Origin of the sequence: Pantoea sp. EA-12 (genome assembly GCF_030053355.1) — a bacterium.
Lineage (GTDB): Bacteria > Pseudomonadota > Gammaproteobacteria > Enterobacterales > Enterobacteriaceae > Pantoea > Pantoea vagans_C.
Genome location: NZ_JASGBY010000023.1, coordinates 46,934 through 73,839, shown reverse-complemented (window position 1 = coordinate 73,839; position 26,906 = coordinate 46,934). Strand labels below are relative to the sequence as shown.

Here is a 26,906-nt window from a genome sequence, read left to right as displayed (position 1 = left end):
GGGGCAGTTCGCGGCCGACCATGGATGGTCATCCGCGAACGGTCCGTCCGGCACGACGTGGAAGTCGAAGGTACCGCTTTAGCGGCGCGAGGACGGCCCAGAGGGGGCAGTAGTGGCGGCAAAGCCCGCACTGAAAAGACAGGCCACTTATCAATAAGCCGCCTGATTTCTTAAATGAAATGTATTAGGCGATTGCTGTGATTTTTAATGTTCAAATTTATAGAATGACTTCAGCAAAATGATCAGCTTTTACTCTGGCGCCCTCAGGTCTAATATTTCTCACATCGAGGCAGAACGCCTCACTAACTGAAAATTAAATCTGAGGAAATGACCATGAAATCCATCAAAACTTTCGTTGCAGTTGCCGCTCTTAGCGTAGTTTCTTTCGTCAGCTTCGCACAAAGCATCTCTGTTGATGCTTCCACTCTGGACAGTGCAGAAGCGAAAATTGCTGCCGTGGCTCAACAACAGGGCGCACAGTACAAAATCACTGAAGCTAACACCAACAACCGCGTGCACATGACTGCTGAGTTGTACAAATAATTTCGCCGTTAACGATATTAAGGCCGCCCTCGGGCGGCTTTGTCATTTGTATCTCAGCGCGCCACTAACGTCTCGATTTCGGCTTTAGCCTGCATTAAGGCCGCCACAAGCTGAGTAAACTGCTCATCAAAACGTAAGGCGGGCACCGCGATAGCGAGCGCGTAGCGTTCTCCCAGCCCAGTTTGTAATGCCACACTGACACCACACACTCCGCGCGCATGCTCCTCCCGATCAACCGCATAGCCCTGCTGACGAATCTGCTCAATCGCCTTCAACATCTGCTGAGGAGTTTTCAGTGTTTGCACCGTCCTCATTTCGTTTAATTGCGGCAATAAAGCGGTAACAGCCTCTGGGGTTTGTTCCGCCAACAGCGCTTTGCCATGCGCGGCGCAGTGGGAGGGGAACGCAGTACTGATCGGGGAAACAACACGTAATTCCTGATCGGAAGCATATTGACTGACCAGCACCGTATGGCTGCCGCGCCAGACACAGAGATCCACCGTTTCTCGGGTGCGGCGTCCAAGGGTTTCCATCGCCGGTTGAGCAAGCGCAATAATATCGGTATGCGCGGAAGCGGCGAGTCTCGCTAATGCCGGACCCAGTTTTACCCCTTCGTTATCTTGCAGCAGCAGTTGCTGAGCGATTAGTGACGTGACCAGTCGATGCACAGTAGTTCGGGGCAGAGCGGTAAGTTTTGCCAGTTCTGACATGGTTAAGCCAGAAGGGCGCGTTTCTAACGCCCTTAAAATGGTCGCTGCACGTGCAATAACTTGTGAACCGTTAGCCTCATTATCTGCAACCATTGTTCATCCGTTTCATCAATTTACGAAACACAGACTCTACCACAATGAGGGGTAGTGATTGACATCAAGCAGAATTACCTCAACACTGCTGTCCGTTATATGGATGCAAATCCCATTATTCGGATAGGTGTAATGATGTCAATGATCAAGCCTGCAGCTGCAATAACGTTATTGTCGGTCAGTTGTCTGACCATCATGGTGGGGTGCGTGATTGTGCCGGGATTAAGCGAGATCGCCGCACAGCTTAATGTGGCACATCTGGCCAACTGGTTAGTGACGTTACCTGCATTGGGTGTGGTGCTGGCGGGACCGCTGGCAGGGCGCGCAATAGATCGCTGGGGAGCCTGGCCGCTACTGCTTATCGGGCTTTTTTGCTACGGAGGCTTAGGTGTCGCTGGTGTGTGGTTGCCGGGCGCGGCACTGCAATTCGTTGACCGCCTGTTGTTGGGGGCAGCAACAGCCATCGTGATGTCAGCTGGCACCAGCTTGATCGCCAGTTTTTATCAGGCAGAGGCGCGTCTCAAGATGATGGCGCGTCAGGGCATGGCGATTGAGCTAGGTGGCGTGGTGTTTCTGTTTATCGGAGGGATTCTGGCGGCGATCAACTGGCGCTTGCCATATGGAATTTATCTGTTCTCGTGGTTGCTGTTGGCGCTGGTCGTGGTTTGTGTTCCGCGTCCTGCACGGCAAATCGTCACAGAAGCGGGGGCGGAGAGCACAACAAACAGCGATCGCCTGTTTCGTCCAATATTGCTGGCGGCGCTCTGTTCGATGATCTGTTTCTTCACCGCCATCATCATGCTGCCACAACGATTTGCGACAGAGGGTGTGGATGCCGCACACATTGGCTATTTCCTCTCATTTATCTCGCTGGTGGCGGTTCTGGCCGCGGCGCTGATGCCGCACGTTGCACTGCAATTTGGCCCTTATCCTACATTGATTATGGCGTTCATCTGTTATGTGCTGGCACATCTTGAGTTTGCCGCAGCCCCTAATCTCATGCTGTGCCTTCCAGGTGGTATTTTGCTGGGGATGGGATTTGGTCTGTCAGTACCCTTGGTGAATCATATGACCGTGGAAACCAGCCAACCACAGGAACGTGGTCGTCAACTGGCTCGATTGTCCATGGCGATCTTTTCCGGCCAGTTTCTTGCCGCGTTCATGGCTTACATTCCGGGTAACATTTCGATGGTGTTTATCGCGGCAGCCATATTCGCTGGAGTAAGCATTGCGGCGGTACGCAAACTCGCGTTTTCAGAGTAGGGGCGTGACCAGGCAAGCAACGGGCGGCCTGAAGGCCGGCCCCTACAGGCTCGGGAGCGTGTTAGTGCTTTGTCCGTAAAGGGTCGCGGCTTGTCCCAAAACGTATTTCACTTTTCTGTAGTCTGGGCACTCACTTCAGTTCTGCTCAGGCAACCTATGAAAACCATCATTAGCAAAAACTTCAGCCCCGCGCGGGCGTGGGATGCATTAGATATCGCCAACTTCGACGGCACCAGCGTGCGCTTGCACTGGACGGATAAACCTTACCGCTGGCACATCAATGACGGCGAGGAAGTGTTCGTGGTGCTGGATGGCGTTGTTGAGATGCAATATCGCGAATGGGGCGAAGTGCAAAAAGTGATGTTGAATGTCGGTGATATTTTCTTTGCCAGCATAGGTACCGAGCACGTAGCCCATCCACAAGGTGCCGCGCACGTGCTGGTGATTGAAAAGGAAGATTCCGTTTAGAGCCAGCGGATGACTAAAGCGAACAAAAAAACATCACCACTGCTCAGCAGGCATGGCTGGCGGGAAATCCTGATTTATCCACAGGTTGGCGGGCACTCTTTTCACTTGAATTGTGGATAACATAGAAGAATAGATGATCAGGGTGGTCATTGTTCCTTGGTTAATTAATAGTGCGATCATCATGATCGCACTAATAGTTAATATGGTAATGGTAACGTGAGGTATTATTGTTTCCATCGAAGGCATACAGCCTTCATCAATAACCCAAAGGAATATGACCATGAAAACCATAAAAACACTGACCATCGCCGCTGCCGCCGCTCTTTCACTGATGTCTGCTGCCAGTTTTGCACAGAGCATCTCAGTTGAATCTTCAACGCTGGACGGTGCAGAAGCTAAAGTTGCTGCAGTTGCACAGCAGCAAGGCGCACAGTATAAAATCACTGAAGCTAACACCAACAACCGTGTGCACATGACTGCAGAACTGTACAAATAAGTTCGTTTCAAGCTTCAGCTTTAAGGCCGCCTTCGGGCGGCTTTGCTGTTTTTGGGATCAGCCCATTGCTTTCACAAATCGCTGCGTAATTTGCTGTGGCCGCGTAATGGCACCGCCCACCACCACGGCATGCGCACCCAGTTTTAAACACTGTGCCGCCATCTCCGGCGTTTCCACATTACCCTCGGCGATCACGGGCACCTTAACGGCTGCGAGCACTTTACGCAGAAAGTCGAACGCTTCGGCGGCAAGATAAGCGCCATGTGTTTCACGGGTATAGCCATGTAAGGTGGTGCCCACGCAGTCGAAACCCAGCGCTGCAGCCTGCTCAGCTTCCTCTAATGTGGCGATATCCGCCATCAGCAATACCTGTGGATAGCGCTGACGAATGGCCGCCACCAGTTGCGGTAGTTGATGTTCCCCCGGCCGCTCATGCAGTGTGGCATCAAGTGCGATCATCGCCGGATTAGCCTCCATAAGTTCTTCCACTTCTTTCATCGTCGCGGTGATGTACACCTCACTGCCGGGATAATCGCGTTTAATAATGGCGATGACCGGCAAATCAACGGTCTGCATTATCTGCTGCACATCCACCAGGCTATTGGCGCGGATGCCTGCCGCACCGCCTTGTTTAGCGGCCAATGCCATACGCGACATGATAAATGGGCTGTGCAAGGGTTCATTTTCCAGTGCCTGACATGACACCACCAGCTTTCCCTTTATCTGCTGCAGCATGCTTGCTTTCATAGCGCGAGTAACTCCTCAACTTCATTTTTGATGATGGTGACGTGCGGGCCATAAATCACCTGCACGCCTTTGCCTCGTTGGATCACCGCACGGGCGCCAGTGGCTTTCAGCGCGGCTTCATCCAGCTTAGAACTGTCAATCAGTGTGATGCGCAGGCGCGTGGCGCAGCAATCAAGTTCTGCAATATTGGCTTTGCCACCGAGCGCTTCGATTACCTGTAAGGGACGCTCGCCCGCTGCCATGACACTGCTTTCCGTGCTGACATCTTCACGGCCCGGAGTTTTGAAATTGAAGCGAGTAATCAGATAGCGGAAAGTGAAGTAATAGAGCAGGAACCAAGGTACGCCAACCAGCGGCACGTACATCCAATGCGTTTTGGCTTCACCTTGCAGCACGCCGAATAATATGAAATCGATGAAACCACCGGAGAAGGTTTGCCCGATGGTAATGTGCAGGATGTGCGCAACCATAAAGGCCAGACCGTCAAACACGGCGTGGATCACATACAACACCGGCGCGACAAACAGAAACGAGAACTCAATCGGCTCAGTGATGCCGGTCAAAAACGACGTCAGCGCAGCCGACAACAGCAGGCCTGCGACACGTTTGCGGTTCTCGGGTTTGGCGGTGTGATACATCGCCAGACAGGCACCGATCAGTCCGAACATCATAGTAATGAAGCGGCCTGACATGAAACGTGCCGTGCCGATATAGAACTGTTGCGTATTGGGATCGGCCAACTGAGCAAAGAAGATACGCTGCGTGCCTTCAACCAATTGACCGTTGACCATTTCGCTGCCGCCTAATGCGGTAGTCCAGAACGGCAGATAGAAAATGTGGTGCAGGCCAAATGGGCCCAGCATGCGCAGCACAAAGCCATAAATAAAGGTGCCAAAGTAGCCCGTCGCCTCAACCAATCCTCCCATGCCGAAGATGATCTTCTGGAAATGAGGCCAGATAAGGGTCATCGCCGCGCCGACCACAATCGCTACAAAAGAGCTGACGATCGGCACAAAGCGCGATCCGCCAAAGAAGCCAAGGAATTGCGGTAGGGCGATTTTGTTATAGCGGTTATGCAACAACGCCGTCACCAGCCCAATCACTACGCCGCCAAACACGCCGGTTTCCAGCGTTTGAATGCCCAGCGCCATACCTTGCCCGACAGCACTCAAATTGCTGCTGGCCAACACGCCAGTAAGCGTCAACAGCGCGTTGATGGTGGCGTTCATCACCAAATACGCCAGCAGGGATGCCAGCCCCGCTGTGCCTTTATCGCTTTTTGCCAAACCGACGGCGACGCCCACCGCAAACAACACCGCGAGGTTAGCAAACACCACCGAACCGGCACTCGCCATGATGGTGAACACACCTTGCAACCAGGCGACATCCAGAAACGGATAGGCCTTAACGGTGTTGGGATTGGATAACGCGCCGCCGATGCCGAGCAGTAAGCCGGCAGCCGGTAAAACCGCGATCGGCAACATAAAGGATTTACCGAAACGTTGTGCTTTCTCAAACCATCCTCCGGAGGAGGAGCCGCTGAACATTGACATAAATTTTTATCCCCGACGTGTTGTTATGGTAAAAATTATTATCACAACTTACACCAAGAGATGAAAATTACTACCATTTGTGTGATAGCTTTCACTTATCACCGAATCTGCTGGCGCACAGCAGGACCTTTGCGCACACTAAGCGCCATTGAACTTGTGCAACGGAGGATGCCATGACGGACAATGAAAATATTTTGCTGCATTTACGCCAGGGCTTGCCGGGCTACAGTCCGGCGTTGCAAAAGCTGGGCGATTACATCCTCACCGAACCGCATAAAGTGTTGTATTTCACCATCACAGAACTGGCGAAAGAGACGGACACCAGTGAGGCCAGCGTGACGCGCCTCTGTCGAAATCTGGGCTGCAAAGGCTATACCGAATTCAAAATGGCGTTGGCAATGGATGTGCAGCAGAATCAGCCAGCGGCCACCACCAGCGGTGACAGCATCGATGCGTTAGTTGAGGAGTCAGTGCAAGCATTGCGTGATACCGGGAAGTTTATTGATCGTGACGTATTAACCCAGGCAGCAACGGAGATACATCAGGCACGATCTATCCAGATTTATGGCGTGGCTGCCAGCGCCATCACTGGTGAATATTTGCATTATCGCCTGTTGCGCCTGGGCAAGTCGGCACAGCTGTTTGGTGATATGCATCGTGCCGCGATGAACGCCTCGACATTAAGTGAAGGCGATTTGGTGATTGCGATCTCGGCCTCTGGATCGACCAAAGATCTCATGCATGTGGTCAACGTGGCGAAGAAGCGCAAGGCGCGTGTGTTGATGCTGAGTAACACGCTGCGCAGTCCGATGGGGAATCTGGCCGATATGCTACTGGTGGCTGCGCGTCCCGAAGGGCCACTGAATGCAGGCACCCTCAGTGGCAAAGTGGGTGCGATGTTGCTGGTGGAAGTGCTGATGGGGGAGTTAATGAAGCACGATGCGCATTACGTCACGGCCAGCCAGCAAACGGCCAGTGCCACCTTGCCGATGCTGATTTGAATATTGCGGTGTGCGTGAAGGCACACCGCGATAATACTCACATCACTCGCTCGCCAATGCCGCCACCGGATCCATGCGTGCGGCTTTGCGCGCGGGCAGATAGCCAAAAATCATACCGATAATGGTTGAACAGGCAAACGCGGCTCCCGCCGATTCCCACGAGTAGATTGCTGTCAACACGCCCCCGGCCATCAAGCTTATCAATGGACCGATCACCAGAGAGAGCGCCACGCCGAGCGAACCGCCCACTAAACAAACCAGCACCGCTTCGATCATAAACTGCTGCATAATATCGCCGCGTCGCGCGCCCACCGCCATACGCACGCCAATCTCATGAGTACGCTCGGTGACGGACACCAGCATGATGTTCATCACGCCGATACTGCCAATCATCAAGGCAATAGAGGCCACCATCAGAATCAACAACGTTAACGTCGCGGCAGCTCCTTCAATCGCTTTGCGGTACTTGTCGCGGTTAAACATCAAGAAGTCTTTGGTGCCGTGACGTGCGGTCAACAACTGGGTCAGTGATTCCACGGCGGGACCACTCACCACGTCATCTTTCAGTTTGATACTGATGCTGGTGAGCGCCGTTTGCCCGCTGATGCGGTACATCATAGTGCTCCACGGCAACCACACACTCAGGCGATTGGGAGAGATCCCGTTATCTTCATGCGCCACGCCAATCACGCGCACCGGCACGGAGCCCAGCACAATCATCTTGCCGATGGGGTTCTCATGCGCGGCGAACAGCTTGTTGCGCGTATTGGTGTCAATAATGATCTCCTGGCGCGCGTGGCGTTCATCACTGAAGTTGCTGCCTTCGGTGAGTTTGATGCCCTGAATCTCAAAGTAATCTTTGCCAACGCCGGAAACTGAAGCCTTGGAGGAGTTTGAGAGATAGCGAATGGGCTGCGTGGAGAGGAGTTCGGGGCTGACTTTATCGACAAACTGCTGGCGCGCAATCACATCGGCATCGGCCATCACCAGCGTTAATACCGGGTGCGCTTCATCTTCGGCAAAGTCCCCGCCAGCATAGACGGAAACCACATTGGTGCCGAGACCTGAAATGCTTTCCAGCGTCTTTTCGCGTGCACCTTGCCCCAAGGCCACAACGGTAACCACGGCGGCGATCCCAAAGATGATGCCGGTCATGGTCAAGGCGGTGCGCAAACGGTGGCTGTTCATGGCATTCAGCGCCATGCGCATGGATTCACGCAGGCGATCAATGAATCCACGGAGTTTGCTCTGGCTTTTTCGCGCCACCGGCGTAAAGCGGGCACGCGTGGCATCCTGTTTGCGGCCGCTGTCGGCAACAATCTCGCCATCCTGAATTTCGATAATACGATCGGCATGCTGCGCCACTTTCATATCGTGCGTGACGATAATGACGGTGTGTCCTTCACGATTCAGATCATGCAAGATGCGCAACACCTCCTCGCCGGAGTGAGAATCCAGTGCGCCGGTGGGCTCATCGGCAAGAATAATTTCTGCGCCGTTGATCAGCGCACGCGCGATACTGACACGCTGCTGTTGGCCACCGGAGAGTTCGCCGGGCTTATGGTGCTCTCGACCTTGCAAACCCAAACGTGCTAGCAGCTGTGCCGCGCGTTCGCGGCGCAGGTTACCCGGCAGGTTGGCATAGATGGCTGGGATTTCGACGTTACTCAAGGCCGTGAGATCCGGCATCAAATGGTAGCGCTGGAAGATAAAGCCGATATGTTCGCGCCGCACTTTAGCCAGTGCATCCGGTGACAGCGTGGCGGTATTCTGCCCGTCGATAAAATAGTGCCCGCTGTCCGCTGCATCGAGGCAGCCCAGAATATTCAGCAGGGTTGATTTACCCGAGCCAGAAGGGCCAATAATCGCCACTCTTTCGCCGCTGGCAATTTGCAGATTGATGTTTTTCAGCACATGCAAAGATTGTGAACCGTTAACATAGCTGCGCTGAATGTCTTTCAGTTCGATTAGGCTCACATCACCACCTTGTCGGCACCTGGTGCCTGGGTGGCGAGGATCACTTTCTCACCTGCTTGCAAACCGCTTAATACCTGAATATCGACGCTGTCGGAGATGCCGGTGGTAATGATGCGCTTCTCGGGCAAGCCTTGCTTATCAGCCACTTCAACAAAGGTTTTGCCATCGGCATCTTTTTTGGTGGCCTGAACCGGGATCAACAATGCCTCTTTCGCCGCGTCACGTAACAGATTCACCTGGGCGGTCATGGAGATACGCAGCGCATTATCAGGATTCGGCACATCCAGCAGCGCATTGTAATAAATGGCGGCGTTGGTGCTGCTGGTGGGGGTGCTCTCGCTGTTGCCCATTAACGCATCATCTTTCATCACCGATTCCGGTGCCAGTTCAATGCTGCGCAGCGTGGCGTTATAGCGTTTATCGGGATTAGCAAAAGTGGTGAACCACGCTTGCTGACCCGGTTTCACGTTGTTGATATCCGCTTCGGAGATCTGCACTTTGATGGTCATGGTGTCGAGTTGCGCCAGTTTGGCGATAGTCGGTGCACTTTGCGCGGCATTGACGGTTTGGCCCTGCTTGGTGACGATGGCGATCACCGTGCCATCCATCGGCGCCATGATGCGGGTATAGCTCAGGTCGAGTTGCTTTTTATCCACTTCAATTTGTGCCTGAATCACCCGGGCTTTTTGCGCAGTCAGTTCTGCGTGTGCCGTGCTCCAGGCTTCGGCAGCTTCGTCATAATCCTGGCGGGAAACCGCATTGGTTTTCAGCATCTGTTGCAGGCGTTTGAACTGCGCATCTTGACGCACCAGCGTCGCTTCGCGCGTTTCCAAATCGGCCTGTGCCACGCTCAAGGCGGCTTCTGCGTTTTGGAGATCGCTGCGCTGCGGCTGATCGTCGATTTCCGCAATCAGTTCACCTTTGCTCACCGCATCACCGGCTTTGATATACAGCTTTTTAACCTGACCGGATACCTGCGCACCCACGTTGACGCGCTCTATGGCGTCCATCTTGCCGGTTGCGGCAATGACATTTTCAATGTTGCCTTGACGCACCGTCGCCGTGACCAGCGCATTCGATTTTGGCCGTGAACTGCTGTAAGCCCAGACCAGAATAATAACCAGCAACAGAACAATCGCGACCAAAAGCCGTTTTTTAGAAGTATTGAACATAAGCATCCCTTTGATGAAGCGAGAATAATAATCACTAAATGCAACAAACAGGAGAAAATTCGTCAGGATTGCCTCACTAAATGGCGTGCATTGAGAAAAAAATGAAAATTTTCCGAATAGAAAAGAGGCATAAAATGCTAGCACTGAAGTCCATGCGATATTAAACCCCAGAAAAGGGAATGACAGATGCTGTTAAACGCTGAAACATATCGGCGCAATACATTGCGCCGATATCGATTTTTAAGCGATGCCCAACAACTGTTTCAACCGTACAATCTCTGCCTGCCACTGTGATTGCAGCGCAGGCTTTTGATGCCTGGGTTTACGGGCCAGCTCTTCATCCAGTCTACCTTCCAACTCACAAAGCGCCAGCAGCACTGCATCCTCATCGTTGAGTGATTGAGTGGACAAAGAGGCATTGGAAGCAGAGACGACCTCAATGGGCTGTTCACTGCGCATCTGCTCGGTGACCTGTTCAAAATCGTGCCACTCCGTCAGTTGCCGATCCTGGATCAGCCAGAAACGGTTGCAACTGCTGCTGATTAAACTGCGGTCGTGCGACACCAGCAGCACACCACCGGCAAACTGGTTGAGCGCCTCGGCAAGTTCCTCTTTTCCGACCATATCTAAATGATTGGTCGGTTCATCCAGCAACAACAACGAGTAACGCGCTAACGTCAAACCCACGAATAGCAGACGTGAACGTTCGCCTCCGCTTAATGAACCGATCAACTGCTGATGACGCAGGTAAGGAAATCCTGCTCCTATCAACGCCATTTTTCGCTGGTCGTCACTGAGCGGCGCAAACTTCGCCAGCGCCTCGCTGAGTGTCTCTTCATCTCGCAACTGATTGAGACTTTGATCGTAATAACCGAGTCGAGCGCGTGGATGGAACAGCGATCCACTTTCAGTACGATAATCGAGCCATAATTGCCGCAGTAATGAAGACTTGCCACTGCCATTACGGCCGACAATCGCTACACGATCGCCGCTTTTTACCTGTAACGCCGGTAATGAAAACAGCGCAGGGGCATGCTCGGCTGGGTGAACGTTCATTTCAGGCAACGCCAGCACGCGATTGGCATCCAATGCTTCGCCCTGCAATTGCAGTCGCCACAGGCTGCCTTCACTGAGGGTGGTTTGCGCCTCCTTCAGCCAGTTAGCACGTTTCTCCATCTGCTGTGCTTTACGGGACAATCCTTCGTTGTCATAAGTGCGGCCCCAGACAGCCAGCCGTTTTGCACTTTTTTCAACGCGATCAATCTCGTTCTGCTCTGCCTGAAAGCGCTGCAGATCGGTTTCGTCCTGTTGAGCCAGTGCTTGTCGCGCTGCCGAGCAGGGCAAACGGAAAGCGTGCAGGCTTTGGTCGCGCAGAATCCAACTGCTGTTCGTGACCTTATCCAGCAGCGTGCTGTCATGCGATACCAGCACAAAACTGCCGTTCCAGCCATTGAGAAACTGTTCAAGCCACAGCAGGGTGGATAAATCGAGATGGTTACTGGGCTCATCCAGCAGCAACAGGTCAGGCTGCTGAATCAGTGCGCGAGCCAGCAGCAGACGCATGTGCTGTCCGCCGCTCAATGTAGCGGCAGGTTGAGCCTGCTGTTCTGTGCTGAACCCGAGTGAGGACAGCAACGCTTCTGTGCGCCACGCCTCACTCAGTTGCTGTTGATCTGGTAGACGAGCGACCACGCTGGCATAGAGTGAAGCCTGATGTAACTGCGCTGGCAGATGCTGCTCGATGCGCGCCATTAAGCAGTGGTTCGCCAGTGTGACGCTCCCTTGGCTGCTTTCAAGCTCACCGCTCAGGATCTTCAGCAAGGTGCTTTTACCCGTGCCGTTATCACCCAGCAAGCCGATGCGATCGCCTTTTTTCAGGCTGAAATTAAGGTTGTGAAAAAGTGTACCGAAGGCGTTATCAAAGCCGACAGCGTGTGCGGAAAGAAGTGTGCTCATGTGCTTACTCATAAGTTGCAGGCGTGGAAAGCCCGACGTCATAAATCGCTGACGACAACCCGGTAAGCCGGAGGAAGGGATGACAGTATTAGTGAACTTCGCTCAGGCGGATCATCGCAGCACGAATGCAGAGATAGCTGAGCGCGGCCAATTACTATAAAAGTGTGCGTAAACAAACAACTCACACGATGACATAGTAATCCTCCTTATTTATCAGTGGGTGGAAAGGTGAGTTGATGATAGCCACGGGAGCGGGCATTATCCAGAGCAGCGTTGCAACATTGTGAAGTTAAGGCGCTTCGATTGACGGGATTTCCCCGGCCATGAATTTAAACGAGTTGAAGGATTAACTGATGAATGAACAGTCATTACCGTTAGTGCTTATTCCGGGTTTTATGCTGGATGAAACCCTTTGGGATGATTTTGTTGAAGCCTGTCCAGATGACAGGGTGTATATCCGCGCCAGCCTGAGTCAGGGACAGAGCATCGCAGATTATGCCCGTCTCATTATTGCAACCCTGCCAGCACGTTTTATTTTGGTGGGTTTTTCATTAGGGGGCTATGTGGCTCGCGCAATTGCAGAAGCCTTTCCCGAACGTACGGCGGGTATGATCCTGATTGCCACTTCATTACGTGAAGATCCGCCAGAACAACGGGCATTACTGGATTCAGCGTCAAAAACCGCGTTAATGGGGACGTTTAGTGGCTTCAGCGATGCGGTATTGAAACCCTCTGTGCATCCTTCCCGACAAAATGACCCACACCTGATGGATAAAATTCGTGCCATGGGCAAACAGCTTGGTGCGCAGGTGTTCAGAACGCAGGCGCTTCTTGACCGGAAAAATATTACCCATCAACCTCCTGGCTGCCCGGTATTGGTGATTGCCTCGGAAGGCGATGGGATGCGCGGTCTTGAAGAGTGCCGAGAAATCAATGCATTGCTGGGGGGTGACATGCACATTATCCGTGAAAGTGGTCATATGGTTCCCCTTGAGCAACCTCGATTGCTGGCATTGACGATTTCAGACTGGTTAAAACAAAACGCGCTATAGGCACGCGAAAGTTGTCTTAATCGCAGCAGTGCATCTAACGGGAATACACCGTATAGTGTTCGCATATGTGAACATGTGTACCTATATGGAATTACTATGAGTGAAGTCGTCCGTTCTGCAGCCCGCGTTTTAGATTTACTGGAGTTCTTCAGTGAAAGTGACAAAGAGGCAAATCTGGCTACTATTGCTCACTCTTTTCAGCTGCCCAAAAGTAGTGCGCTCGGTTTGCTTCGGACACTTTGCTCACGCGGTTATCTGGATAAAAATGAGCAGGGAATTTATCGTCTCAATGAGGCATTCCGTAGTCATGGTTTTAACTGGGGCGGGGCGAGACTCACCAAACTATTAACCTTGGCCCGACCTATTATGGCCAGTATGGCTAATGAACTCGAAGAGACGGTCACGCTTGGCGTCTTATCCGCTGAAGGTAAAATACGTTTGGTTCATCAAGCATTAACCTCGCAAACCATCCGCTATGAAATGGCAATGTCGACCTTATTACCGGTGCATTGTACGGCCATGGGAAGAATGTATCTTGCCCTGAAAAGTCCGCAAGAGCGCCAGACTTTGTTGGCCCGCTACCCCGTTGCCCCCTGGACCAAATACACTGTTACCGATGCTCAACAGTTGGAGGCCTTGCTCACTGAAGCCGCGGTACGAAATTACTCAATCTCAGCTGATGAAGTCGATATTGGGGGGACAGGGGTCTGTACCCCTATTTTAGATCCTCAGGGTGAACCTGTTGCCATGCTCAATGTATCCTGCGTCTCAGCCCGCTTCAGTGACAAAAAAAGTCGCATTATCAAAGCTGTGCTAGAGGAGGGGAAAAAACTCACCGACCTGTTGGCCTGAAGTGTGCCCATTGGGAAATTTGTCACTTATGATACGAACTTCTTATTTTTGACGTTGAATTTCCCAATCTTGTTGCTGCATAAATAGCCATTCTTACCTTTTTTTCAGTCGAAAAAACCACTCTCTTCCAATCATTTCTGGTTTAACGCCAGATAAGCACATCAATTTAGTCAAAGAGACTTAATTTGTTCGTCTCGGTTTGCGCTCTTCATCCTCTTTATCTCCGCAAAATTATATGTCAGCGTAGGTCGTATATAAGAACTGTTGTTCGTATATGTGAACTTTAATTTCCTGTCGTCCTGACTGAGAGCCATACTATGAGCCAAGACCCGATCACCCAGGTGTTAAATCATTACCCTCAGGAACGTACCGAAGCCCCAAAGCGACGGCAGTTGTTTGCCGCGATGATCGGCAATGTGCTGGAATATTATGATTTCATTATTTTCGCCTACATGGCCTCTTTGATTGCACATAACTTTTACCAGGGAGATGGCGCGACTGGGCTGTTGGCGAGTTTTGCCACTTTCGGTGTCGGATTTTTGGCGCGCCCGTTAGGCGGTGCGGTGATTGGGAGGATAGCGGACAAATATGGCCGCAGCCTGGCATTGAAAATCACCATTTATGGCATGGCATTGGGTACTGTGGGTATTGGTCTACTGCCAACCTATGAAACCGCAGGGATCCTCGCACCTGTTTTACTTGTGATTATTCGACTGATCCAGGGGCTGGCAGCCGGTGGCGAGTGGGGCACTGCCACCACTTTTGTCGTGGAGTCAGCCCCCTCAGGAAAACGCGGATTCTATGGCGCCTTAGGCCAGGCTGCCATTGCTTCCGCTCAGTTAGTAACGAGCCTGGTGGTCGCCGTCGTTACGCTGATCTTCAGTGAACAGCAAATGGTTGACTGGGCGTGGCGCATTCCTTTTTTACTTGGAGCCGTATTGCTCCCGGTCGGAGCCTATATGCGACGCAACCTTGAGGAGACGCCCGCCTTCGTTGCCGCACAGAACAGCTCCGCACCTGCGGTAAAAATGCCTACGAGCACCGCCATCCGTTTGATGGGACAGACGTTCGGGTTTGCCATTATCTGGACGGTATCGTATTACGTGATGTTGTCCTGGATGCCCACCTTCCTGAATAAACAAGTCGGTTTCACACCCACTCAGGCGCTGTTTTGTAATGCCATCGCTCTGACCATCATGGTCGCGACCATTCCGTTTTTTGGTGCACTGTCTGATCGTGTTGGTCGTAAGCCGTTGCTGTTGGCCTGCTGTCTGGCATTTGTGGTGCTTTCCTATCCCCTGTTTCTCTGGATATTGACCAGTAAAACAGTGGCGGTCGTATTGACGGTGCAAATTGTTTTCAATTTATTCATTGCCGCATTTTCAGGGGCTGCACCTGCTGCGCTCTGCGAAATTTTCCCCACCGCTTCGAGAACCATGCTGCTCTCCATTGGCTACAGCCTTTCAACGGCGATTTTCGGTGGCTTCGCGCCCTTCATTTCAACCGGTTTAATTGACCTGACCGGCATGGCGATATCACCCACCTTTTATCTGATACTGGCGGGCATTGCTTCTGGTTTGGTGATCATGCGCCTGCGTGAAACCGCCAAAGATTCACTGCATTAATCGACGGGAGATTAGAGTGAATAATGACGTTTTAATTTGGGGAGCCGGTGCCATCGGCGGTACTGTCGGCGCTTATCTGGCACGTGCTGGCTTATCAGTCACCTTTGTCGATATTGATGCTGAGCATATCCGTCGCATTCGCGACCCTGAGCATGGGTTGCGCATCACGGGGGGCGATGATTTTACAGTGGTGGCGCCAGCGTTCTTACCAGAAGAATTGCAGGGGCAGTGGGCACGAATCTTTCTCGCGGTTAAATCACATCATACGGAGCAGGCCGTTAATCAGCTCAAGCCTTTTCTGGCAGACGACGGTTACGTCCTCTCGCTGCAGAATGGTTTGTGTGAAGCCGCCATTGCGGAGATTGTGGGCTCGTCGCGCACCGTTGGGGCATTTGTTAATTTCTACGCAGATTGGCTCTCACCCGGTGAAATCCACTTCTCCAACCGAGGCGCAGCCGTGATTGGTGAACCAGATGGCACCATGACAACGCGACTGGCCTCGCTTCAGGCGGATTTACGTCACTTTGAACCTGAGGTGCTTCAGGTTAACGACCTTAACAGCTGGTTATGGGGCAAGTTAGCTTATGGCGCTCTTCTTTTTGCGCAGGCGACCGGGCAAATGGGCATTGCCGATTGTCTGGCACGGCAAGATATCCGTCCGGTATTAATTCAACTGGCCACAGAAGTGGTGCAATTAGCACAAGCGTTAGGAATTCCACTCAAAGGCTTTAACGGTTTTACACCCACAGCCTTCCTACAGGGAGCCAGCCATGCTGAACAAGCGAGCACCTTTGATGCCATGGTGGCCTTTAATCGACCAAACAGCAAAACACATTCAGGCATATGGCGTGACTTAGCTGTGCGTAAGCGTGCTACAGAAGTGGCTGGCCAGTTGGGGATTGTCGCTAAGCTCGCGGCGAACCAACAAATACCCTGTCCTACTGTGCTCGCCCTCATTTCTATGATCAATGAAATTGAAGCAGGGAAACGCCTGCAAGACGACCACAACCTGAATGAGTTATTACCATGAAGCTTTCCTTTGCAGGTAAACGTGTCGTCATCAGCGGTGGCGCCATCGGTTTTGGGCGTGAAATGGCGCAACAATTTTATGCGTTAGGTGCAGATGTTTATGTCTGCGATATCCAGGCCGCTGCAATGGCTGATTTAGCGGACACTGGCATCAAAACTGCGGTGGTCGATCTCCTGGATCGTCAAGCTGCAAACGCGTGGATTGCCGATATCACCGCCTCGGCTGCCATTGATGTCCTCATCAACAACGCGGGTGGGGTGGCGGGACAGCAGGGTAAAGCGCTGGAAGAGGTCAGTGATGTCGAGTGGGACAAAGTGGTCGAGATCAATCTTGGTGCGGCGTTCGCGCTCAGTCGGGCTGTTGCACCCTCCATGAAACGCCACCAGCAGGGGCGCATCATTAATATCTGCTCCGGAGCCGCCCTCAAAGCCTCACTCACCGGCGTGCAAGCCTATTGCGCCGCCAAACATGCTGTGTTGGGTCTGACGCGACAGTTGGCTCATGAATTGGGGCCGTATGGCATTCAGGTTAACGCCATTGCTCCGGGCTTTGTATTTACTAACGAAGCGACACAGCAGCAATGGAATAACTTCGGACCTGAGCGCCAGCAACAAGTGCTGAATAATATTGCCTTACGTCGTCTTGGCACAGTGCAGGATATCGCCCATGCGGCGCTTTTTTTGGCGTCAGATTTGGCGTCATTCATAAACGGACAAATCATCTCAGTTGATGGCGGGAGTTAAAAATGCAGGAACAACAGCCCTGGCAGTGGCCAAATCATATCTGGCAAGAGAAGGTGAATCATGTACGAGCGGGGAGAACGCTTAAGCCCACCCATTGGCCTGACGGTGCCGATTTCGCCGTTGCACTCTCTTTTGACAGTGACCATGAATCCAACGAATTGCGCGACGGTGGCAACTCATACGGCCGCATGAGTTGGGGGCAATTTGGCACGCGCGTGGGTATTCCTCGTATCGAGGCTTTACTCAGTAAGTATCAGGTACCTGCCAGTTTTTACGTGCCCGCCGTCTGCGCGTTACTCTATCCTGAGGAGCAGATTCGACTGAGTGCGCAAGGCCATGAAATAGGCCTGCATGGTTGGATTCATGAACTTAATTCCGTACTTTCCTATGAAGATGAACGCATGCTGATGTTGAAGTCGGCCGATACGTTGGAGAAGGTGTTGGGCCAACGACCTGTAGGGATGCGTACACCATCATGGGACTTTAGCCCGCATACGTTACGTATCGCGCAAGAGATGGGCTTGTTGTATGACTCCTCACTGATGGCTGATGAGCATTGCTATGAGCTGCTGCTGGACGGCGAACCGACGAACGTCGTTGAATTGCCAGTGGAATGGATAAGGGATGATGCGGTGTACTTCATGATGAACCGTTTTCAGGCTCATCGGCCTTACACCCCACCTGAATCGGTATTTGATATCTTCCGGCGTGAACTTGAATATGCTCATCTGGACGGTGGTTTATTCCAACTCACCATGCATCCGCATATCATCTCTCCACGTTCTCGTGTGTGGATACTTGAAGAAATTATCCGCTTAGGAAAATCGCACAATGCATGGTTTGCGACACATGCTGACATTGTGCGTTGGGTAAAAGAACACAGCTGATTGTCCCACCACAGATCCGCAAAAAATATACCGAAAAGCTATCAGTTTCGGTTTATTTTTATGCCGGTACTCTTCACCGAAAACTCCACTGCACGGTAATCACAAACACCGAAGGTATGATAATCCCTGATTCAATGCCAAAGTAGGGTGTGAAGTTATATTGAAATCCATGGTAAATATAGGGTGAGAAGCCGATCCCGGTCGCTTTCTTAAAGTCGTGATAGGAGCCGTGATCGCCGCAATCCTTGAAGGCATCAAAGAAAAACTCGCCGGTGTAACCGTAAATGCCTTTAAACGTCCAGCCATTGTCCCAGACTTTCCAGTCTCGTCTTACCCCCATGGCCAGACAGCGATCGTCAAAGCTGTTTTTCATCGTGCCGAGCAGCACGCTGTAGGCTGAGTCTTCTGACAACTTACGCTCTACCGAGAAAAAATTATTCTCAAAATTTTCAGTGTATTGGCCATGGTTTCCCGTGAGATGATAGACAAACGAACCTGTATTAATTGAATAAAGATTAATCTCACTGGCCTGACAGTAGAGTGAAAGTAAAACAATTCCGCTGAGTAAACCCCATAATAAAACAACATTTTTTCTGCTAAGTTCTTCTGTTTTGCCATTCATATTTCCCTCACCAATAAAATGAGTTAATGAATCGATTGATAAGAAGATAGTGTTTCACAGGTTTAACTGATTGATGCTAAGGAAGAAATCGTTAATGTTTCTTAATTAATGTCTGAGGTAGGCTTATTCTCAGGCAGAGTGCAGCTCATGATTGATAAGGTATTTTAGCAGGTTTTATGTAGAGTCAAGAAGTGAGTGCTTTTCTTATCATTGATAATGACGATCTAACTTACTGTAAATTATGACTTTGATTCTCTTTAGTCTTAAAGCTTATTTACACAGTATCTAAACCACAGAGAGCCTCTCTAACTTATCATTCCAGCCAGTGGCGTAATTCGATTTGTGGTTAATAAAATTGCTTAGCCTACGAATTACTGGTTATGAATTAATTAAGGGAAAATAGAGAGTTTAAAGGTTGGTTTTATTAGATGTGATATTACGCTTCGCCTTGGTAAATTATCAATATTGATAGCAGTATGTGTAAGGATATTGTCAGGACAAATAAACATGACAAATCTCTGCATCACGCATACTATGGCGATTAAGCTAAGCAATAATGAACAAAATAAGCGCAACGATGAGGTTGGTTTCCGTTGTTATCAGCAGCGTTGTTTTTTACATCTTAGTTTGCAGTGACTGCAAACTAAAAGGATGACTGTGCATGAGCGTAACGAATGAATTCGTTCATGGTGGGGTTACGCTTCAGGCTCTTCGTGCTCCTGATCTCTGCCGTGATGATGTACTGAGTAAATTTACCCATCTGGTGAGTAAAACACTGGATGTACCCAGCAGCTTCATCTCTGTACTCGACGATAATTATCAGTACATTAAAGCCGCACACGATTTTGCCGTTGGCGAATCCGTGAGAGCCGATTCATTGTGTCAGTTTGTTGTTGAAGATGCGGTTCCTTTAATCGTTCCGGATACGCTAGAAAATCATTGCTTTGCAACCAATCCCTTTGTCATCGGGGCACCGTTTGTTCGTTTTTATGCCGGTGTACCACTGATAACCCAGGAGGGGCATGTTTTAGGGACGCTGTGTGTGGTTGACACCCAACCGCGCGAATTTAGCGCGGAAAAACTGGCTACCCTGACGCTGTTATCCCAACTGGTGATCTCTTTTCTGGAAGCCTGGCATTCGGTTGGCTTTACCGATCTCATCACCGGCTTACCCAATCGCCAGCAATTGATCCGTGATCTGCAAACTCTACGGGTGGCGGGGAACCAGGTTTCCCATCGACTGGTGCTGATTGACTGTATTGATATGCCTCGTGCATATGAATTAGCAAGATCGTTAGGGATGGCGCCAGTCGAAGGGCTTCTCAAAGATATGGCGACCTTACTGCCCTTACGATTGCGTCCGGGCCCTAGTGAGTTCCTCTACACGGTTGCAACAGGGCGATTCGCCTTGTTAACGCTGACCAGCAGCCACTTCGATGCCGAGTGGGTGGCGGGCAGGATGGAAGGCGTTCATGCGGATATGGGGGAAGGACTATCTGTCGATCTCACCACCCATACCGGTGAAGCTGTTTTTCTCCCTGCCGAGGTATCCCCGCAGGAAGTGTTGCGCCGTGCAGTCAGCGCCTTACACGAAGCCATCTGTCGTGCAGTACCTTTCATGAGTTTTAGTGAGCGTAACGATGAACGCCGCACCGATGACTTTACCTTAGTGAATGATCTGGCGACTGCGGTACGCCATAACCACGGTCTCTATCTGGTTTATCAACCCAAAATTTGCCTGAAAACGGGGTTGCCGATCGGGCTAGAGGCGTTGATCCGCTGGCGTCATCCAAACCGAGGTGAACTGTCTCCCGCTTACTTTATCCCGCTTGCCGAACAAACCTCACTGCTGCAGGAAATTACCGAGTGGGTGATTGAAAAAACCATTGGACGTTTAAGGCGATTACAGGGGCAAGGCATTCAGTTACCCATTACCGTTAACGTCAGTGTACGGGATTTTAGCCACGGGGATTTTGCCGAGAGGCTGGAGAGCAAAATGACCAAGGCTCGTCTCCCGACGAACCTGCTGGGTATTGAGTGTCTGGAAACCGAACGTATCCTCGAAAGTCCTGCGGCGATTAAAGGGCTGGAAATGCTGAAACTGCGCGGCTTTGATATTTCGCTGGATGACTTCGGTACCGGTTACAGCAATATCAGTTATCTGCGGCGCATGCCGTTGGATGTCATCAAGCTCGATCGCTCCATTATTAGCGGCCTTGCAACCGATACCGCCTCACGCATTATCACTCGAAGTATTATCTCCATGCTGAAAGAGTTGGATTATGTGGTGTTGGCCGAAGGAGTCGAGAACAGTGAGACGCTGGAGGCGTTAAAAGAGTTTGGCTGCGATCAGGCTCAAGGGTTCTTTCACTCCCGACCGTTGCCCGAACAGGAGCTTGATAGTTGGCTGCGCTGGAAAATGCAGAATTAACCCTGATCTACCCAAATCAACTTGTCCACGGCAAAACCGAGGCGTTTGGCGATGGCAAGGTACTGCTGTTTAACGGCATCAGGCAGCGTGGGCTGGCGCGATAAAATCCACAGATAATCACGATTTGGCCCGCTCACCAGCGCGTACTGATAGTCGTCATCCAGGGCGATAACATTGTAGCCACCGTAGAAGGGACCGAAGAAGGAGACCTTAAGCGCTGCAGTATCTGATTTACCGGTGAAATACGCTTTGCCATCGCTCTCACTCCACTGTTTTTTCTCCGGGTCGTAACCGCGATTTACAACGCTGATACCGCCATCACTGCGTTGTGCATAAGTGGCGGTCACATGATCTTTGCCGCGTTCAAAGCGGTGATCGAGGCGGGCTATCTCATACCATTTCCCCAAATAGCGACTGGCATCGAAAGGCCTGATCGGCGTTACCCCTTTGGGCGGCGTGGGTGACTTACAGGCAACCAATGTGAGAGATAACGCGGCGAGGGCGGCTAAAGGCCATAACTTCATGACTGCTCCTTAATCAAACTGCATCCGTGATCGTGACGAATGTCCGTTTGATTATAGGCAACATTATTCAAGGCGGCCTGGAGACCGCCTCAGATGTGACGTTATTTCTTATCTTTATCTTCCTCGGCAGGAATCAAGGGTTCATCGATGGCGATTGATGTACCTGATTTCAACAATTGAATATCCAAAATGACGTAGGTCATGGTGGTGATAAACAGTGAGATCACGCTTCCGATGACGCCGCTGGTGGTGAAGGTGAAGTAGTTGTACATCACCACCCAGGTCACACAGATAAACAGCGCCAGGGCGATATTTATGGCCGATTGCGAATAATTCGTGGTGCGCGCGCCCATCTCATTGACCTGCAAATAGAGGTTGGAGCCGGTGTATTTTTCCAGAACAAAAATACTGTGGTCCCAGCTACGCAAGCGGCGTGCGCTGCTGCGCGTGAAAAACAAGAATAGCAGTGACACAAACAAGCCAGAAAAAGCAATCAACACAGGTACCGCTTCCAGCGCGTAAACCAGGCTCTTATGGCTGGGTGCCTGCGCGGTGAGATCCAGTGTTAAAGATGCGCCCAGTACGACGTAGAGAAATACAAACAAGAATAAAAAGAGGGCGTTGCGTTTCCAGTCGAGATCCGCCTCATGGTTTTTCTGCTGGCGAGCAACCTGCAGCGCCAGTGATAAACGTGGGTCAGCGGAGGGGATATCAATCTGTTCGATCTCTTCGCCCAGCAGGCGGTGAATAAACGGTTGATCGGCCGAATCAATGGTAATGCGCATAACAATCCTGATGACGTAACTATCGTGGCCACATTGTAACGTAAATTTGATCGGATACTGGAATCTGCGAGTCAGTCCGCATTTATCTTCTCCTGCTGCTCGTGAGTTGTTCGTTATTTGTACACCTTAGGGTGCGGTCAGTTTCGGCCGCAGTAATCACGACGGAGGAATACCCTATGTCGTACGTTGACGGTTTTGTTGTGGCGGTACCTGAGATCAACAAGGAGGAGTACCGCGCCATGGCAGCGAAAGCCGCACCGCTATTCAAAGAGTTTGGTGCCACGCGTGTTGTGGAGTGTTGGACAGATGATGTGCCGGAAGGAAAACTCACCGATTTCTACAGGGCGGTGCAAGCGGAGGAGGGCGAAACGGTGGTATTCAGTTGGATTGAATATCCCTCAAGGGAAGTTCGTGATGCGGCGAATCAAAAAATGATGGCCGATCCGCGAATGAAAGAGATGGGTGAAAATATGCCCTTCGATGGCAGGCGGATGATATACGGTGGATTCGCCATTTTACTGGAAGAGTGATGATTAGCCTCTGTAGCGGCGCATTTTTTTGCGCGATAAATCGCGCCGTTACAGTGAGTCCGTTTTTTTCCATATCAGCCAATAAATAGTCCATCAGGCTTAAATTTAAAAATGGATCTTTAAAGTCTAAACGATAAAATCGATTTCTCATCAACAAGGAGATTTCTATGCTGGATATCATTCAATTTCCCCTTTTCATCGTTTCAGTCCTGTTATTGTGTATCACACCGGGTCCTGATCTGGCCTATGTTGTTGGGCAAAGCGTGGCGAATGGACGAAAAAGTGGTGTGATATCGGCAAGTGGGGTGGCGTTAGGCAGTTGCACCCATGCACTGGCCAGTGCAGTCGGCCTCACGGCATTAATCACGGCCTCCCCCCTGTTATTTACCGTGATTAAATATATCGGTGCCGCCTATCTCATTTATTTAGGCAGTAAAATGCTGTGGGAAACCTTTATTTCCCGTCCGAAAAATAGCAATGATAAGATTGAGGTTCCTCGCACTAATACGCGAAGTTTGTTATTGCGCGGTTTTATCACCTCCATCACGAATCCAAAAGTATTGTTGTTTTTCATTTCGTTCTTCCCGCAATTTGTGGTGGTCGATGGTGCACACCATGCCAGTTCGTTTCTCGTGTTGGGTTTGACATACGCCGTGATTGGTTTACTGACTGACGTCTGTTTCGCTCTGCTGGCGGGGGGCGCGGCCAGTGCGGTATCACGCAACATCACATTGCAAAGAGTGTTAGACCGCATCGTGGGAATGACTTTTATTGGCCTGGGGGTTCGCCTTGCCATGACACGGCGTTAAAAATCATCATGGACAACAAGTCTGATGATTGGCGATAACGGATTATTCGGGTAACGTGGAATCACTTTCGTCACCTACATAATCATAACCGCACGCTAGTTGCAGGAGAGCTCGGCCATGGCAGTTAATCCCAACATCATCGGTATTGTCAGCGATGAATTCACCAATCCCAATACCGTAAGAATGTTGAATGAAGTCACTCGTCAAATAAATGCTCGCGGATACCTTACGCTACTGCTGAATGTGGATTCCCGTGAAAGTTATCAAAGCACGCTGCGCAATACTGCTGCTTTGCCATTGGCGGGGCTGGTGTTTCTAACATCACTGTTTGACGATGAACTGAGTGCCGTTGCGGAGGCACTGCCAGAGGTTCCAACGGTGCATTTAAGCCAAAGCCGTGATAGTCGTGCGAACACAGTGATCGCCGATGGATTTGATGCCGGTGCCGAGATGGGATTATTGCTGCTATCGCAGGGGCATCAGCGGTTTGGCTTTATGCATAGTCAGGAAAATGATGTCCCGGTGCAACAAATGGCTGGGTTCATTTCGAGTTTAGAGGCAGAGCAGAAAGCGCTGACAGTAGCGCTATCCGCCGGTGCGAACGACCGTGAACGGGCTTATCAGGCGATGATGGCCTATCTGAAGACAACCCGCGCGGCAGAGCGTATCAACGCGTTGTTCTGTGAGAGCGATGTGTTGGCCTTTGGTGCACTGCAAGCCGTGCGTGATTTTGGCCAAGGCTCGCATGTGGCGGTGGTGGGGTTTGATGATGTAGATGAAGCGCGCGCTTCAACCTGGCACCTTACCAGTTGGGCACAACGACGTGATTTGTGGGTCACCGAGGCGCTGAATCGCCTGTTGGAAAACAAAACTGACGAAACCGATGCCTGGCAGCAGGGTGAACTGCAGGTGCGCCATTCTCATCACGGAAAATATGTGCCGGGCGAGATGTCGCAGTGTGGCTGCGCAATTCGCCATTAATTTGCTGTAGATAATGGGGTGCTAAAAATTCAGCACCCCGATGACCTCATCTATTTGATTTCTAAGGTTGCCACGCGGTCTTTTAACGCCCGTTCAATCGCCTTGCGATGATAGGGTGACATTTTGCGCCACTCTTGCGCCTCTTTGCGAGTGCGACCACAGGCACGGCACCAACCACTTTTACCCTCAAAGATACAGACATCAATGCAGGGCGATTTTACCGACATAGTGACTTTTTCCTTAACGAGTGAGACCGTTTAAGCCGTGTAGCATCATATAGATGCCCACAACGGCGATCAGGGCGCTGGAGAAGTAAGGCGCACGACGCGCAACATCGGCAAACCCTTTCCAGCGACGGGTCGCATGGCGAACACTGAGCGCAGCACCGGCACCCACTGTCACCAGCGTTAATGCCAGACCCATACTGAAACACACCACCAGCGCTGCCCCGAGGCTGAATTGTTTTACCTGCAGACACAGGAGCAGCACGGTGATCGCCGCTGGGCAGGGGATCAACCCGCCAGTCAGGCCAAACAGCAAAATTTGCAGGTTGCTGACTTCACGGCCATTGAAGCGGCGGCGAATATCTTCTGCATGAGCGCGTTCATGTGCATCCTGGAAGACCTGACTTTCAGCCCCAAAATGGGGAAGAGAGACGCGAGGAAGATCATCCGCGTGGTGGTGATGATGATGATGGTGATGGTGATGTGGCGAGTCGTGATGGTGATGGTGCTCATGGTGATGGCCGTGATGGTGATCGTGATGCCACGCATGCGCCTCTGACCATGTACGCCAGCCCATCCAGGCCGCCGTGATCAAAATAATGATGCCCGACACCAGCTGTAGCCAGGGTTCAGCCGCTTCAGCGGTAAACTGACGACTGAGATACATCCCGCCCATCGCAATCAACCACACTACGGCAGTATGAGATAGTGTTGCCGCCAACCCGAGCATCACCGCCTGACGCACGCTACCGCGAATCGCCACGATAAAAGCCGCCATCATGGTCTTCGAGTGGCCCGGTTCCAGGCCGTGCAAGGCACCCAGCAGTATGGCGCTGGGGATAAACAGGAGCGCGCTGGACGTGCCCTGATTCAACAGTGCCGCGAAATCGTTCATAGTCATCATCTTGTGTCGTGATAAGTTGAAAGCGGCATTGGAGTGCCGTAAAATCAAAAAAGCAAAGAAAATATACTATACCCCAGTATACATTAAGATCAACAGGAGCTGACAATGGGCCATACACTGAAGCATCAAAAAAGCCTGCTTACGCGCGTGCGTCGCATTAAAGGGCAGGCGGCTTCGCTAGAGACGGCAATGGAGTCCGGTGAGGAGTGCCTGAAGGTATTGCAGCAGGTCGCTGCGGTGCGTGGCGCGGTGAACGGATTAATGGCCGAACTGCTGGAGGGGCACATTAAAGAGCATTTGATGAATGAATCGGCGACGGAAGCTGAGCGCAGTCAGGATCTCGAAGAGATCGTCAGCGTCATTCGTTCTTACTTAAAATAGGGGCGTGTTGCATGCTGTGGTTGATCGCAAAGTACGCTATAACGGCGGGGATGGTGGTGCTGATTTCTGAAGTGGCTAAACGCAGTGACCGCTTGGGCGGATTGATTGCGGCACTGCCTTTGGTCACGGTCTTGGTATTGATCTGGATGAAGCTGGAAGGGCAGAGTCAAGCCAAAATTGCCAGCCACGCGTGGTACACCTTCTGGTATGTAGTGCCAACCTTGCCGATGTTTGTGGCATTTCCTTTTCTCTATCAACGCTGGGGATTTTGGCCAACGCTGGTGGCGAGTTGCTTACTGACCATTCTGTTATTTCTCCTTTGGGCCACGTTGCTGAAACGCTTTGGTATTGCGCTCATGTAACCGGGTCTGAATGCAACCAGTCAACCGTTCAATGTGGACAGTAATCGTGTGAATTACCGGCATTTTCCTTTTACGTTACCCCATCGGGATAAAAAGCCGCTAAAGTGGACGCCATCACTTATCTGCGGGATGACGGAATTGGTAAAGCCCATTCATTTAACCCATCTGTTGCGCAGTCCAATGAC

29 protein-coding genes are annotated in these 26,906 nt (G+C 51.3%); 17 read left to right on the top strand and 12 right to left on the bottom strand.

The features are described from left to right. The first annotated feature begins 333 nt into the window (after positions 1–333). Positions 334–543 carry a YdgH/BhsA/McbA-like domain containing protein gene (locus tag QMZ30_RS24245; protein WP_283229206.1) on the top strand — a complete coding sequence of 70 codons (210 nt, stop codon included), beginning with the start codon at positions 334–336 and terminating at the stop codon, positions 541–543. Between the two features lie 53 nt (positions 544–596). Here QMZ30_RS24245 and QMZ30_RS24240 read toward each other — a convergent pair whose 3' ends face one another. Continuing rightward, a complete protein-coding gene (locus tag QMZ30_RS24240) occupies positions 597–1,346 on the bottom strand; it encodes an IclR family transcriptional regulator (protein WP_283229205.1) in 750 nt (249 codons plus the stop codon). Positions 1,347–1,478: 132 nt separating this feature from the next. Between QMZ30_RS24240 and QMZ30_RS24235 the strand changes: the two genes are divergently transcribed. Then, positions 1,479–2,609 (top strand): MFS transporter, encoded by a 1,131-nt coding sequence (locus QMZ30_RS24235; RefSeq protein WP_349306839.1) that lies wholly within the window; start codon positions 1,479–1,481, stop codon positions 2,607–2,609. A 156-nt stretch (positions 2,610–2,765) separates the two neighbouring features. Further along, positions 2,766–3,077, top strand: a complete 312-nt coding sequence (locus QMZ30_RS24230; RefSeq protein ID WP_283229204.1) for a cupin domain-containing protein — start codon at positions 2,766–2,768, stop codon at positions 3,075–3,077. A 33-nt stretch (positions 3,078–3,110) separates the two neighbouring features. Here the strand turns inward: QMZ30_RS24230 and QMZ30_RS24225 are convergent, their stop codons facing one another. Next, on the bottom strand, positions 3,111–3,323 hold the full coding sequence (locus QMZ30_RS24225) for a hypothetical protein (RefSeq protein WP_283229203.1): 213 nt from the start codon (positions 3,321–3,323) through the stop codon (positions 3,111–3,113). Positions 3,324–3,357: 34 nt separating this feature from the next. On the opposite strand from QMZ30_RS24225, the gene QMZ30_RS24220 reads away from it, so the two are divergent. Then, positions 3,358–3,573, top strand: coding sequence for a YdgH/BhsA/McbA-like domain containing protein (locus tag QMZ30_RS24220; RefSeq protein ID WP_034829885.1), 216 nt, complete (start codon positions 3,358–3,360; stop codon positions 3,571–3,573). A 57-nt stretch (positions 3,574–3,630) separates the two neighbouring features. Here QMZ30_RS24220 and QMZ30_RS24215 read toward each other — a convergent pair whose 3' ends face one another. Both QMZ30_RS24215 and QMZ30_RS24210 read right to left on the bottom strand, forming a co-directional pair. Then, positions 3,631–4,320 (bottom strand): N-acetylmannosamine-6-phosphate 2-epimerase, encoded by a 690-nt coding sequence (locus tag QMZ30_RS24215; RefSeq protein ID WP_283229202.1) that lies wholly within the window; start codon positions 4,318–4,320, stop codon positions 3,631–3,633. Next, positions 4,317–5,873 carry a maltose/glucose-specific PTS transporter subunit IIC gene (locus QMZ30_RS24210; RefSeq protein WP_283229201.1) on the bottom strand — a complete coding sequence of 519 codons (1,557 nt, stop codon included), beginning with the start codon at positions 5,871–5,873 and terminating at the stop codon, positions 4,317–4,319. Before QMZ30_RS24210 ends, QMZ30_RS24215 begins: the two co-directional genes overlap by 4 nt. Before the next feature lie 173 nt (positions 5,874–6,046). Here QMZ30_RS24210 and QMZ30_RS24205 point away from each other — a divergent pair, with 173 nt between their 5' ends. Further along, positions 6,047–6,874 carry a MurR/RpiR family transcriptional regulator gene (locus tag QMZ30_RS24205; protein WP_283229200.1) on the top strand — a complete coding sequence of 276 codons (828 nt, stop codon included), beginning with the start codon at positions 6,047–6,049 and terminating at the stop codon, positions 6,872–6,874. A gap of 42 nt (positions 6,875–6,916) precedes the next feature. Here QMZ30_RS24205 and QMZ30_RS24200 read toward each other — a convergent pair whose 3' ends face one another. The 3 genes from QMZ30_RS24200 to QMZ30_RS24190 all read right to left on the bottom strand — a co-directional run bounded on the left by QMZ30_RS24200 (position 6,917) and on the right by QMZ30_RS24190 (position 11,979). After that, entirely contained in the window at positions 6,917–8,851 is a 1,935-nt protein-coding gene (locus QMZ30_RS24200; protein ID WP_283229199.1) for a MacB family efflux pump subunit, read from the bottom strand. Continuing rightward, complete coding sequence (locus QMZ30_RS24195; protein ID WP_283229198.1) at positions 8,848–10,023, bottom strand: efflux RND transporter periplasmic adaptor subunit; 1,176 nt, start codon at positions 10,021–10,023, stop codon at positions 8,848–8,850. The genes QMZ30_RS24200 and QMZ30_RS24195 overlap by 4 nt, the downstream gene beginning before the upstream one ends. Positions 10,024–10,263: 240 nt before the next feature. Next, positions 10,264–11,979, bottom strand: a complete 1,716-nt coding sequence (locus tag QMZ30_RS24190) for an ABC-F family ATP-binding cassette domain-containing protein (protein ID WP_283229197.1) — start codon at positions 11,977–11,979, stop codon at positions 10,264–10,266. Positions 11,980–12,332: 353 nt separating this feature from the next. Here QMZ30_RS24190 and QMZ30_RS24185 point away from each other — a divergent pair, with 353 nt between their 5' ends. The 6 genes from QMZ30_RS24185 to QMZ30_RS24160 all read left to right on the top strand — a co-directional run bounded on the left by QMZ30_RS24185 (position 12,333) and on the right by QMZ30_RS24160 (position 18,168). Beyond that, positions 12,333–13,031, top strand: coding sequence for an alpha/beta fold hydrolase (locus QMZ30_RS24185; RefSeq protein ID WP_283229196.1), 699 nt, complete (start codon positions 12,333–12,335; stop codon positions 13,029–13,031). A 96-nt stretch (positions 13,032–13,127) separates the two neighbouring features. Continuing rightward, positions 13,128–13,883 carry an IclR family transcriptional regulator gene (locus QMZ30_RS24180; RefSeq protein WP_283229195.1) on the top strand — a complete coding sequence of 252 codons (756 nt, stop codon included), beginning with the start codon at positions 13,128–13,130 and terminating at the stop codon, positions 13,881–13,883. 317 nt (positions 13,884–14,200) lie between these two features. Next, positions 14,201–15,508: an MFS transporter gene (locus QMZ30_RS24175; protein ID WP_283229194.1), complete on the top strand. Its 1,308-nt coding sequence runs from the start codon at positions 14,201–14,203 to the stop codon at positions 15,506–15,508. A gap of 16 nt (positions 15,509–15,524) precedes the next feature. Then, positions 15,525–16,538: a ketopantoate reductase family protein gene (locus tag QMZ30_RS24170; protein ID WP_283229193.1), complete on the top strand. Its 1,014-nt coding sequence runs from the start codon at positions 15,525–15,527 to the stop codon at positions 16,536–16,538. Continuing rightward, positions 16,535–17,281, top strand: coding sequence for an SDR family NAD(P)-dependent oxidoreductase (locus QMZ30_RS24165; RefSeq protein WP_283229192.1), 747 nt, complete (start codon positions 16,535–16,537; stop codon positions 17,279–17,281). The genes QMZ30_RS24170 and QMZ30_RS24165 overlap by 4 nt, the downstream gene beginning before the upstream one ends. Positions 17,282–17,283: 2 nt before the next feature. Then, positions 17,284–18,168, top strand: coding sequence for a polysaccharide deacetylase family protein (locus QMZ30_RS24160; protein ID WP_283229191.1), 885 nt, complete (start codon positions 17,284–17,286; stop codon positions 18,166–18,168). Positions 18,169–18,241: 73 nt separating this feature from the next. Here QMZ30_RS24160 and QMZ30_RS24155 read toward each other — a convergent pair whose 3' ends face one another. Further along, the gene (locus tag QMZ30_RS24155) at positions 18,242–18,790 is read right to left on the bottom strand and encodes a hypothetical protein (RefSeq protein WP_283229190.1); all 549 of its coding nucleotides are present in this window, start codon (positions 18,788–18,790) and stop codon (positions 18,242–18,244) included. A gap of 661 nt (positions 18,791–19,451) precedes the next feature. On the opposite strand from QMZ30_RS24155, the gene QMZ30_RS24150 reads away from it, so the two are divergent. Next, positions 19,452–21,221, top strand: coding sequence for a sensor domain-containing phosphodiesterase (locus QMZ30_RS24150; protein WP_283229189.1), 1,770 nt, complete (start codon positions 19,452–19,454; stop codon positions 21,219–21,221). On the opposite strand, the gene blc is transcribed toward QMZ30_RS24150, so the two are convergent. Both blc and QMZ30_RS24140 read right to left on the bottom strand, forming a co-directional pair. Next, positions 21,218–21,745, bottom strand: coding sequence for an outer membrane lipoprotein Blc (gene blc, locus QMZ30_RS24145; protein WP_283229188.1), 528 nt, complete (start codon positions 21,743–21,745; stop codon positions 21,218–21,220). The genes QMZ30_RS24150 and blc overlap by 4 nt on opposite strands. Before the next feature lie 101 nt (positions 21,746–21,846). After that, positions 21,847–22,530, bottom strand: a complete 684-nt coding sequence (locus QMZ30_RS24140) for a RipA family octameric membrane protein (RefSeq protein WP_283229187.1) — start codon at positions 22,528–22,530, stop codon at positions 21,847–21,849. Between the two features lie 176 nt (positions 22,531–22,706). On the opposite strand from QMZ30_RS24140, the gene QMZ30_RS24135 reads away from it, so the two are divergent. From QMZ30_RS24135 to QMZ30_RS24125, 3 genes are all read left to right on the top strand, one after another. Next, the gene (locus QMZ30_RS24135; protein ID WP_283229186.1) at positions 22,707–23,060 is read left to right on the top strand and encodes a DUF1428 domain-containing protein; all 354 of its coding nucleotides are present in this window, start codon (positions 22,707–22,709) and stop codon (positions 23,058–23,060) included. Between the two features lie 167 nt (positions 23,061–23,227). After that, positions 23,228–23,869: a LysE family translocator gene (locus tag QMZ30_RS24130; RefSeq protein WP_283229185.1), complete on the top strand. Its 642-nt coding sequence runs from the start codon at positions 23,228–23,230 to the stop codon at positions 23,867–23,869. A 117-nt stretch (positions 23,870–23,986) separates the two neighbouring features. After that, positions 23,987–24,850, top strand: coding sequence for a substrate-binding domain-containing protein (locus tag QMZ30_RS24125; RefSeq protein WP_283229184.1), 864 nt, complete (start codon positions 23,987–23,989; stop codon positions 24,848–24,850). A gap of 50 nt (positions 24,851–24,900) precedes the next feature. Here QMZ30_RS24125 and QMZ30_RS24120 read toward each other — a convergent pair whose 3' ends face one another. Next, on the bottom strand, positions 24,901–25,077 hold the full coding sequence (locus QMZ30_RS24120; protein ID WP_283229183.1) for a DUF1289 domain-containing protein: 177 nt from the start codon (positions 25,075–25,077) through the stop codon (positions 24,901–24,903). Positions 25,078–25,090: 13 nt separating this feature from the next. Beyond that, positions 25,091–25,969, bottom strand: a complete 879-nt coding sequence (locus QMZ30_RS24115; RefSeq protein ID WP_283229208.1) for a nickel/cobalt efflux protein RcnA — start codon at positions 25,967–25,969, stop codon at positions 25,091–25,093. Positions 25,970–26,083: 114 nt separating this feature from the next. Between QMZ30_RS24115 and QMZ30_RS24110 the strand changes: the two genes are divergently transcribed. After that, positions 26,084–26,359, top strand: a complete 276-nt coding sequence (locus tag QMZ30_RS24110; RefSeq protein WP_283229182.1) for a metal/formaldehyde-sensitive transcriptional repressor — start codon at positions 26,084–26,086, stop codon at positions 26,357–26,359. A gap of 11 nt (positions 26,360–26,370) precedes the next feature. After that, a complete protein-coding gene (locus QMZ30_RS24105) occupies positions 26,371–26,721 on the top strand; it encodes a DUF3147 family protein (protein ID WP_039332331.1) in 351 nt (116 codons plus the stop codon). Positions 26,722–26,906 lie beyond the last annotated feature (185 nt).

What these genes read in the sequence shown, in the direction of transcription:
- QMZ30_RS24230 (WP_283229204.1), top strand. Translation starts at nt 2,766, where the DNA reads ATGAAAACCATCATTAGCAAAAACTTCAGCCCCGCGCGGGCGTGGGAT.
- QMZ30_RS24220 (WP_034829885.1), top strand. Translation starts at nt 3,358, where the DNA reads ATGAAAACCATAAAAACACTGACCATCGCCGCTGCCGCCGCTCTTTCA.
- QMZ30_RS24105 (WP_039332331.1), top strand. Translation starts at nt 26,371, where the DNA reads ATGCTGTGGTTGATCGCAAAGTACGCTATAACGGCGGGGATGGTGGTG.
- QMZ30_RS24165 (WP_283229192.1), top strand. Translation starts at nt 16,535, where the DNA reads ATGAAGCTTTCCTTTGCAGGTAAACGTGTCGTCATCAGCGGTGGCGCC.
- blc (WP_283229188.1), bottom strand. Translation starts at nt 21,745, where the DNA reads ATGAAGTTATGGCCTTTAGCCGCCCTCGCCGCGTTATCTCTCACATTG.
- QMZ30_RS24155 (WP_283229190.1), bottom strand. Translation starts at nt 18,790, where the DNA reads ATGAATGGCAAAACAGAAGAACTTAGCAGAAAAAATGTTGTTTTATTA.
- QMZ30_RS24245 (WP_283229206.1), top strand. Translation starts at nt 334, where the DNA reads ATGAAATCCATCAAAACTTTCGTTGCAGTTGCCGCTCTTAGCGTAGTT.
- QMZ30_RS24160 (WP_283229191.1), top strand. Translation starts at nt 17,284, where the DNA reads ATGCAGGAACAACAGCCCTGGCAGTGGCCAAATCATATCTGGCAAGAG.
- QMZ30_RS24205 (WP_283229200.1), top strand. Translation starts at nt 6,047, where the DNA reads ATGACGGACAATGAAAATATTTTGCTGCATTTACGCCAGGGCTTGCCG.
- QMZ30_RS24235 (WP_349306839.1), top strand. Translation starts at nt 1,479, where the DNA reads ATGATGTCAATGATCAAGCCTGCAGCTGCAATAACGTTATTGTCGGTC.
- QMZ30_RS24185 (WP_283229196.1), top strand. Translation starts at nt 12,333, where the DNA reads ATGAATGAACAGTCATTACCGTTAGTGCTTATTCCGGGTTTTATGCTG.
- QMZ30_RS24120 (WP_283229183.1), bottom strand. Translation starts at nt 25,077, where the DNA reads ATGTCGGTAAAATCGCCCTGCATTGATGTCTGTATCTTTGAGGGTAAA.
- QMZ30_RS24190 (WP_283229197.1), bottom strand. Translation starts at nt 11,979, where the DNA reads ATGAGCACACTTCTTTCCGCACACGCTGTCGGCTTTGATAACGCCTTC.
- QMZ30_RS24130 (WP_283229185.1), top strand. Translation starts at nt 23,228, where the DNA reads ATGCTGGATATCATTCAATTTCCCCTTTTCATCGTTTCAGTCCTGTTA.
- QMZ30_RS24150 (WP_283229189.1), top strand. Translation starts at nt 19,452, where the DNA reads ATGAGCGTAACGAATGAATTCGTTCATGGTGGGGTTACGCTTCAGGCT.
- QMZ30_RS24115 (WP_283229208.1), bottom strand. Translation starts at nt 25,969, where the DNA reads ATGAACGATTTCGCGGCACTGTTGAATCAGGGCACGTCCAGCGCGCTC.
- QMZ30_RS24110 (WP_283229182.1), top strand. Translation starts at nt 26,084, where the DNA reads ATGGGCCATACACTGAAGCATCAAAAAAGCCTGCTTACGCGCGTGCGT.
- QMZ30_RS24225 (WP_283229203.1), bottom strand. Translation starts at nt 3,323, where the DNA reads ATGCCTTCGATGGAAACAATAATACCTCACGTTACCATTACCATATTA.
- QMZ30_RS24195 (WP_283229198.1), bottom strand. Translation starts at nt 10,023, where the DNA reads ATGTTCAATACTTCTAAAAAACGGCTTTTGGTCGCGATTGTTCTGTTG.
- QMZ30_RS24135 (WP_283229186.1), top strand. Translation starts at nt 22,707, where the DNA reads ATGTCGTACGTTGACGGTTTTGTTGTGGCGGTACCTGAGATCAACAAG.
- QMZ30_RS24140 (WP_283229187.1), bottom strand. Translation starts at nt 22,530, where the DNA reads ATGCGCATTACCATTGATTCGGCCGATCAACCGTTTATTCACCGCCTG.
- QMZ30_RS24180 (WP_283229195.1), top strand. Translation starts at nt 13,128, where the DNA reads ATGAGTGAAGTCGTCCGTTCTGCAGCCCGCGTTTTAGATTTACTGGAG.
- QMZ30_RS24210 (WP_283229201.1), bottom strand. Translation starts at nt 5,873, where the DNA reads ATGTCAATGTTCAGCGGCTCCTCCTCCGGAGGATGGTTTGAGAAAGCA.
- QMZ30_RS24215 (WP_283229202.1), bottom strand. Translation starts at nt 4,320, where the DNA reads ATGAAAGCAAGCATGCTGCAGCAGATAAAGGGAAAGCTGGTGGTGTCA.
- QMZ30_RS24175 (WP_283229194.1), top strand. Translation starts at nt 14,201, where the DNA reads ATGAGCCAAGACCCGATCACCCAGGTGTTAAATCATTACCCTCAGGAA.
- QMZ30_RS24125 (WP_283229184.1), top strand. Translation starts at nt 23,987, where the DNA reads ATGGCAGTTAATCCCAACATCATCGGTATTGTCAGCGATGAATTCACC.
- QMZ30_RS24240 (WP_283229205.1), bottom strand. Translation starts at nt 1,346, where the DNA reads ATGGTTGCAGATAATGAGGCTAACGGTTCACAAGTTATTGCACGTGCA.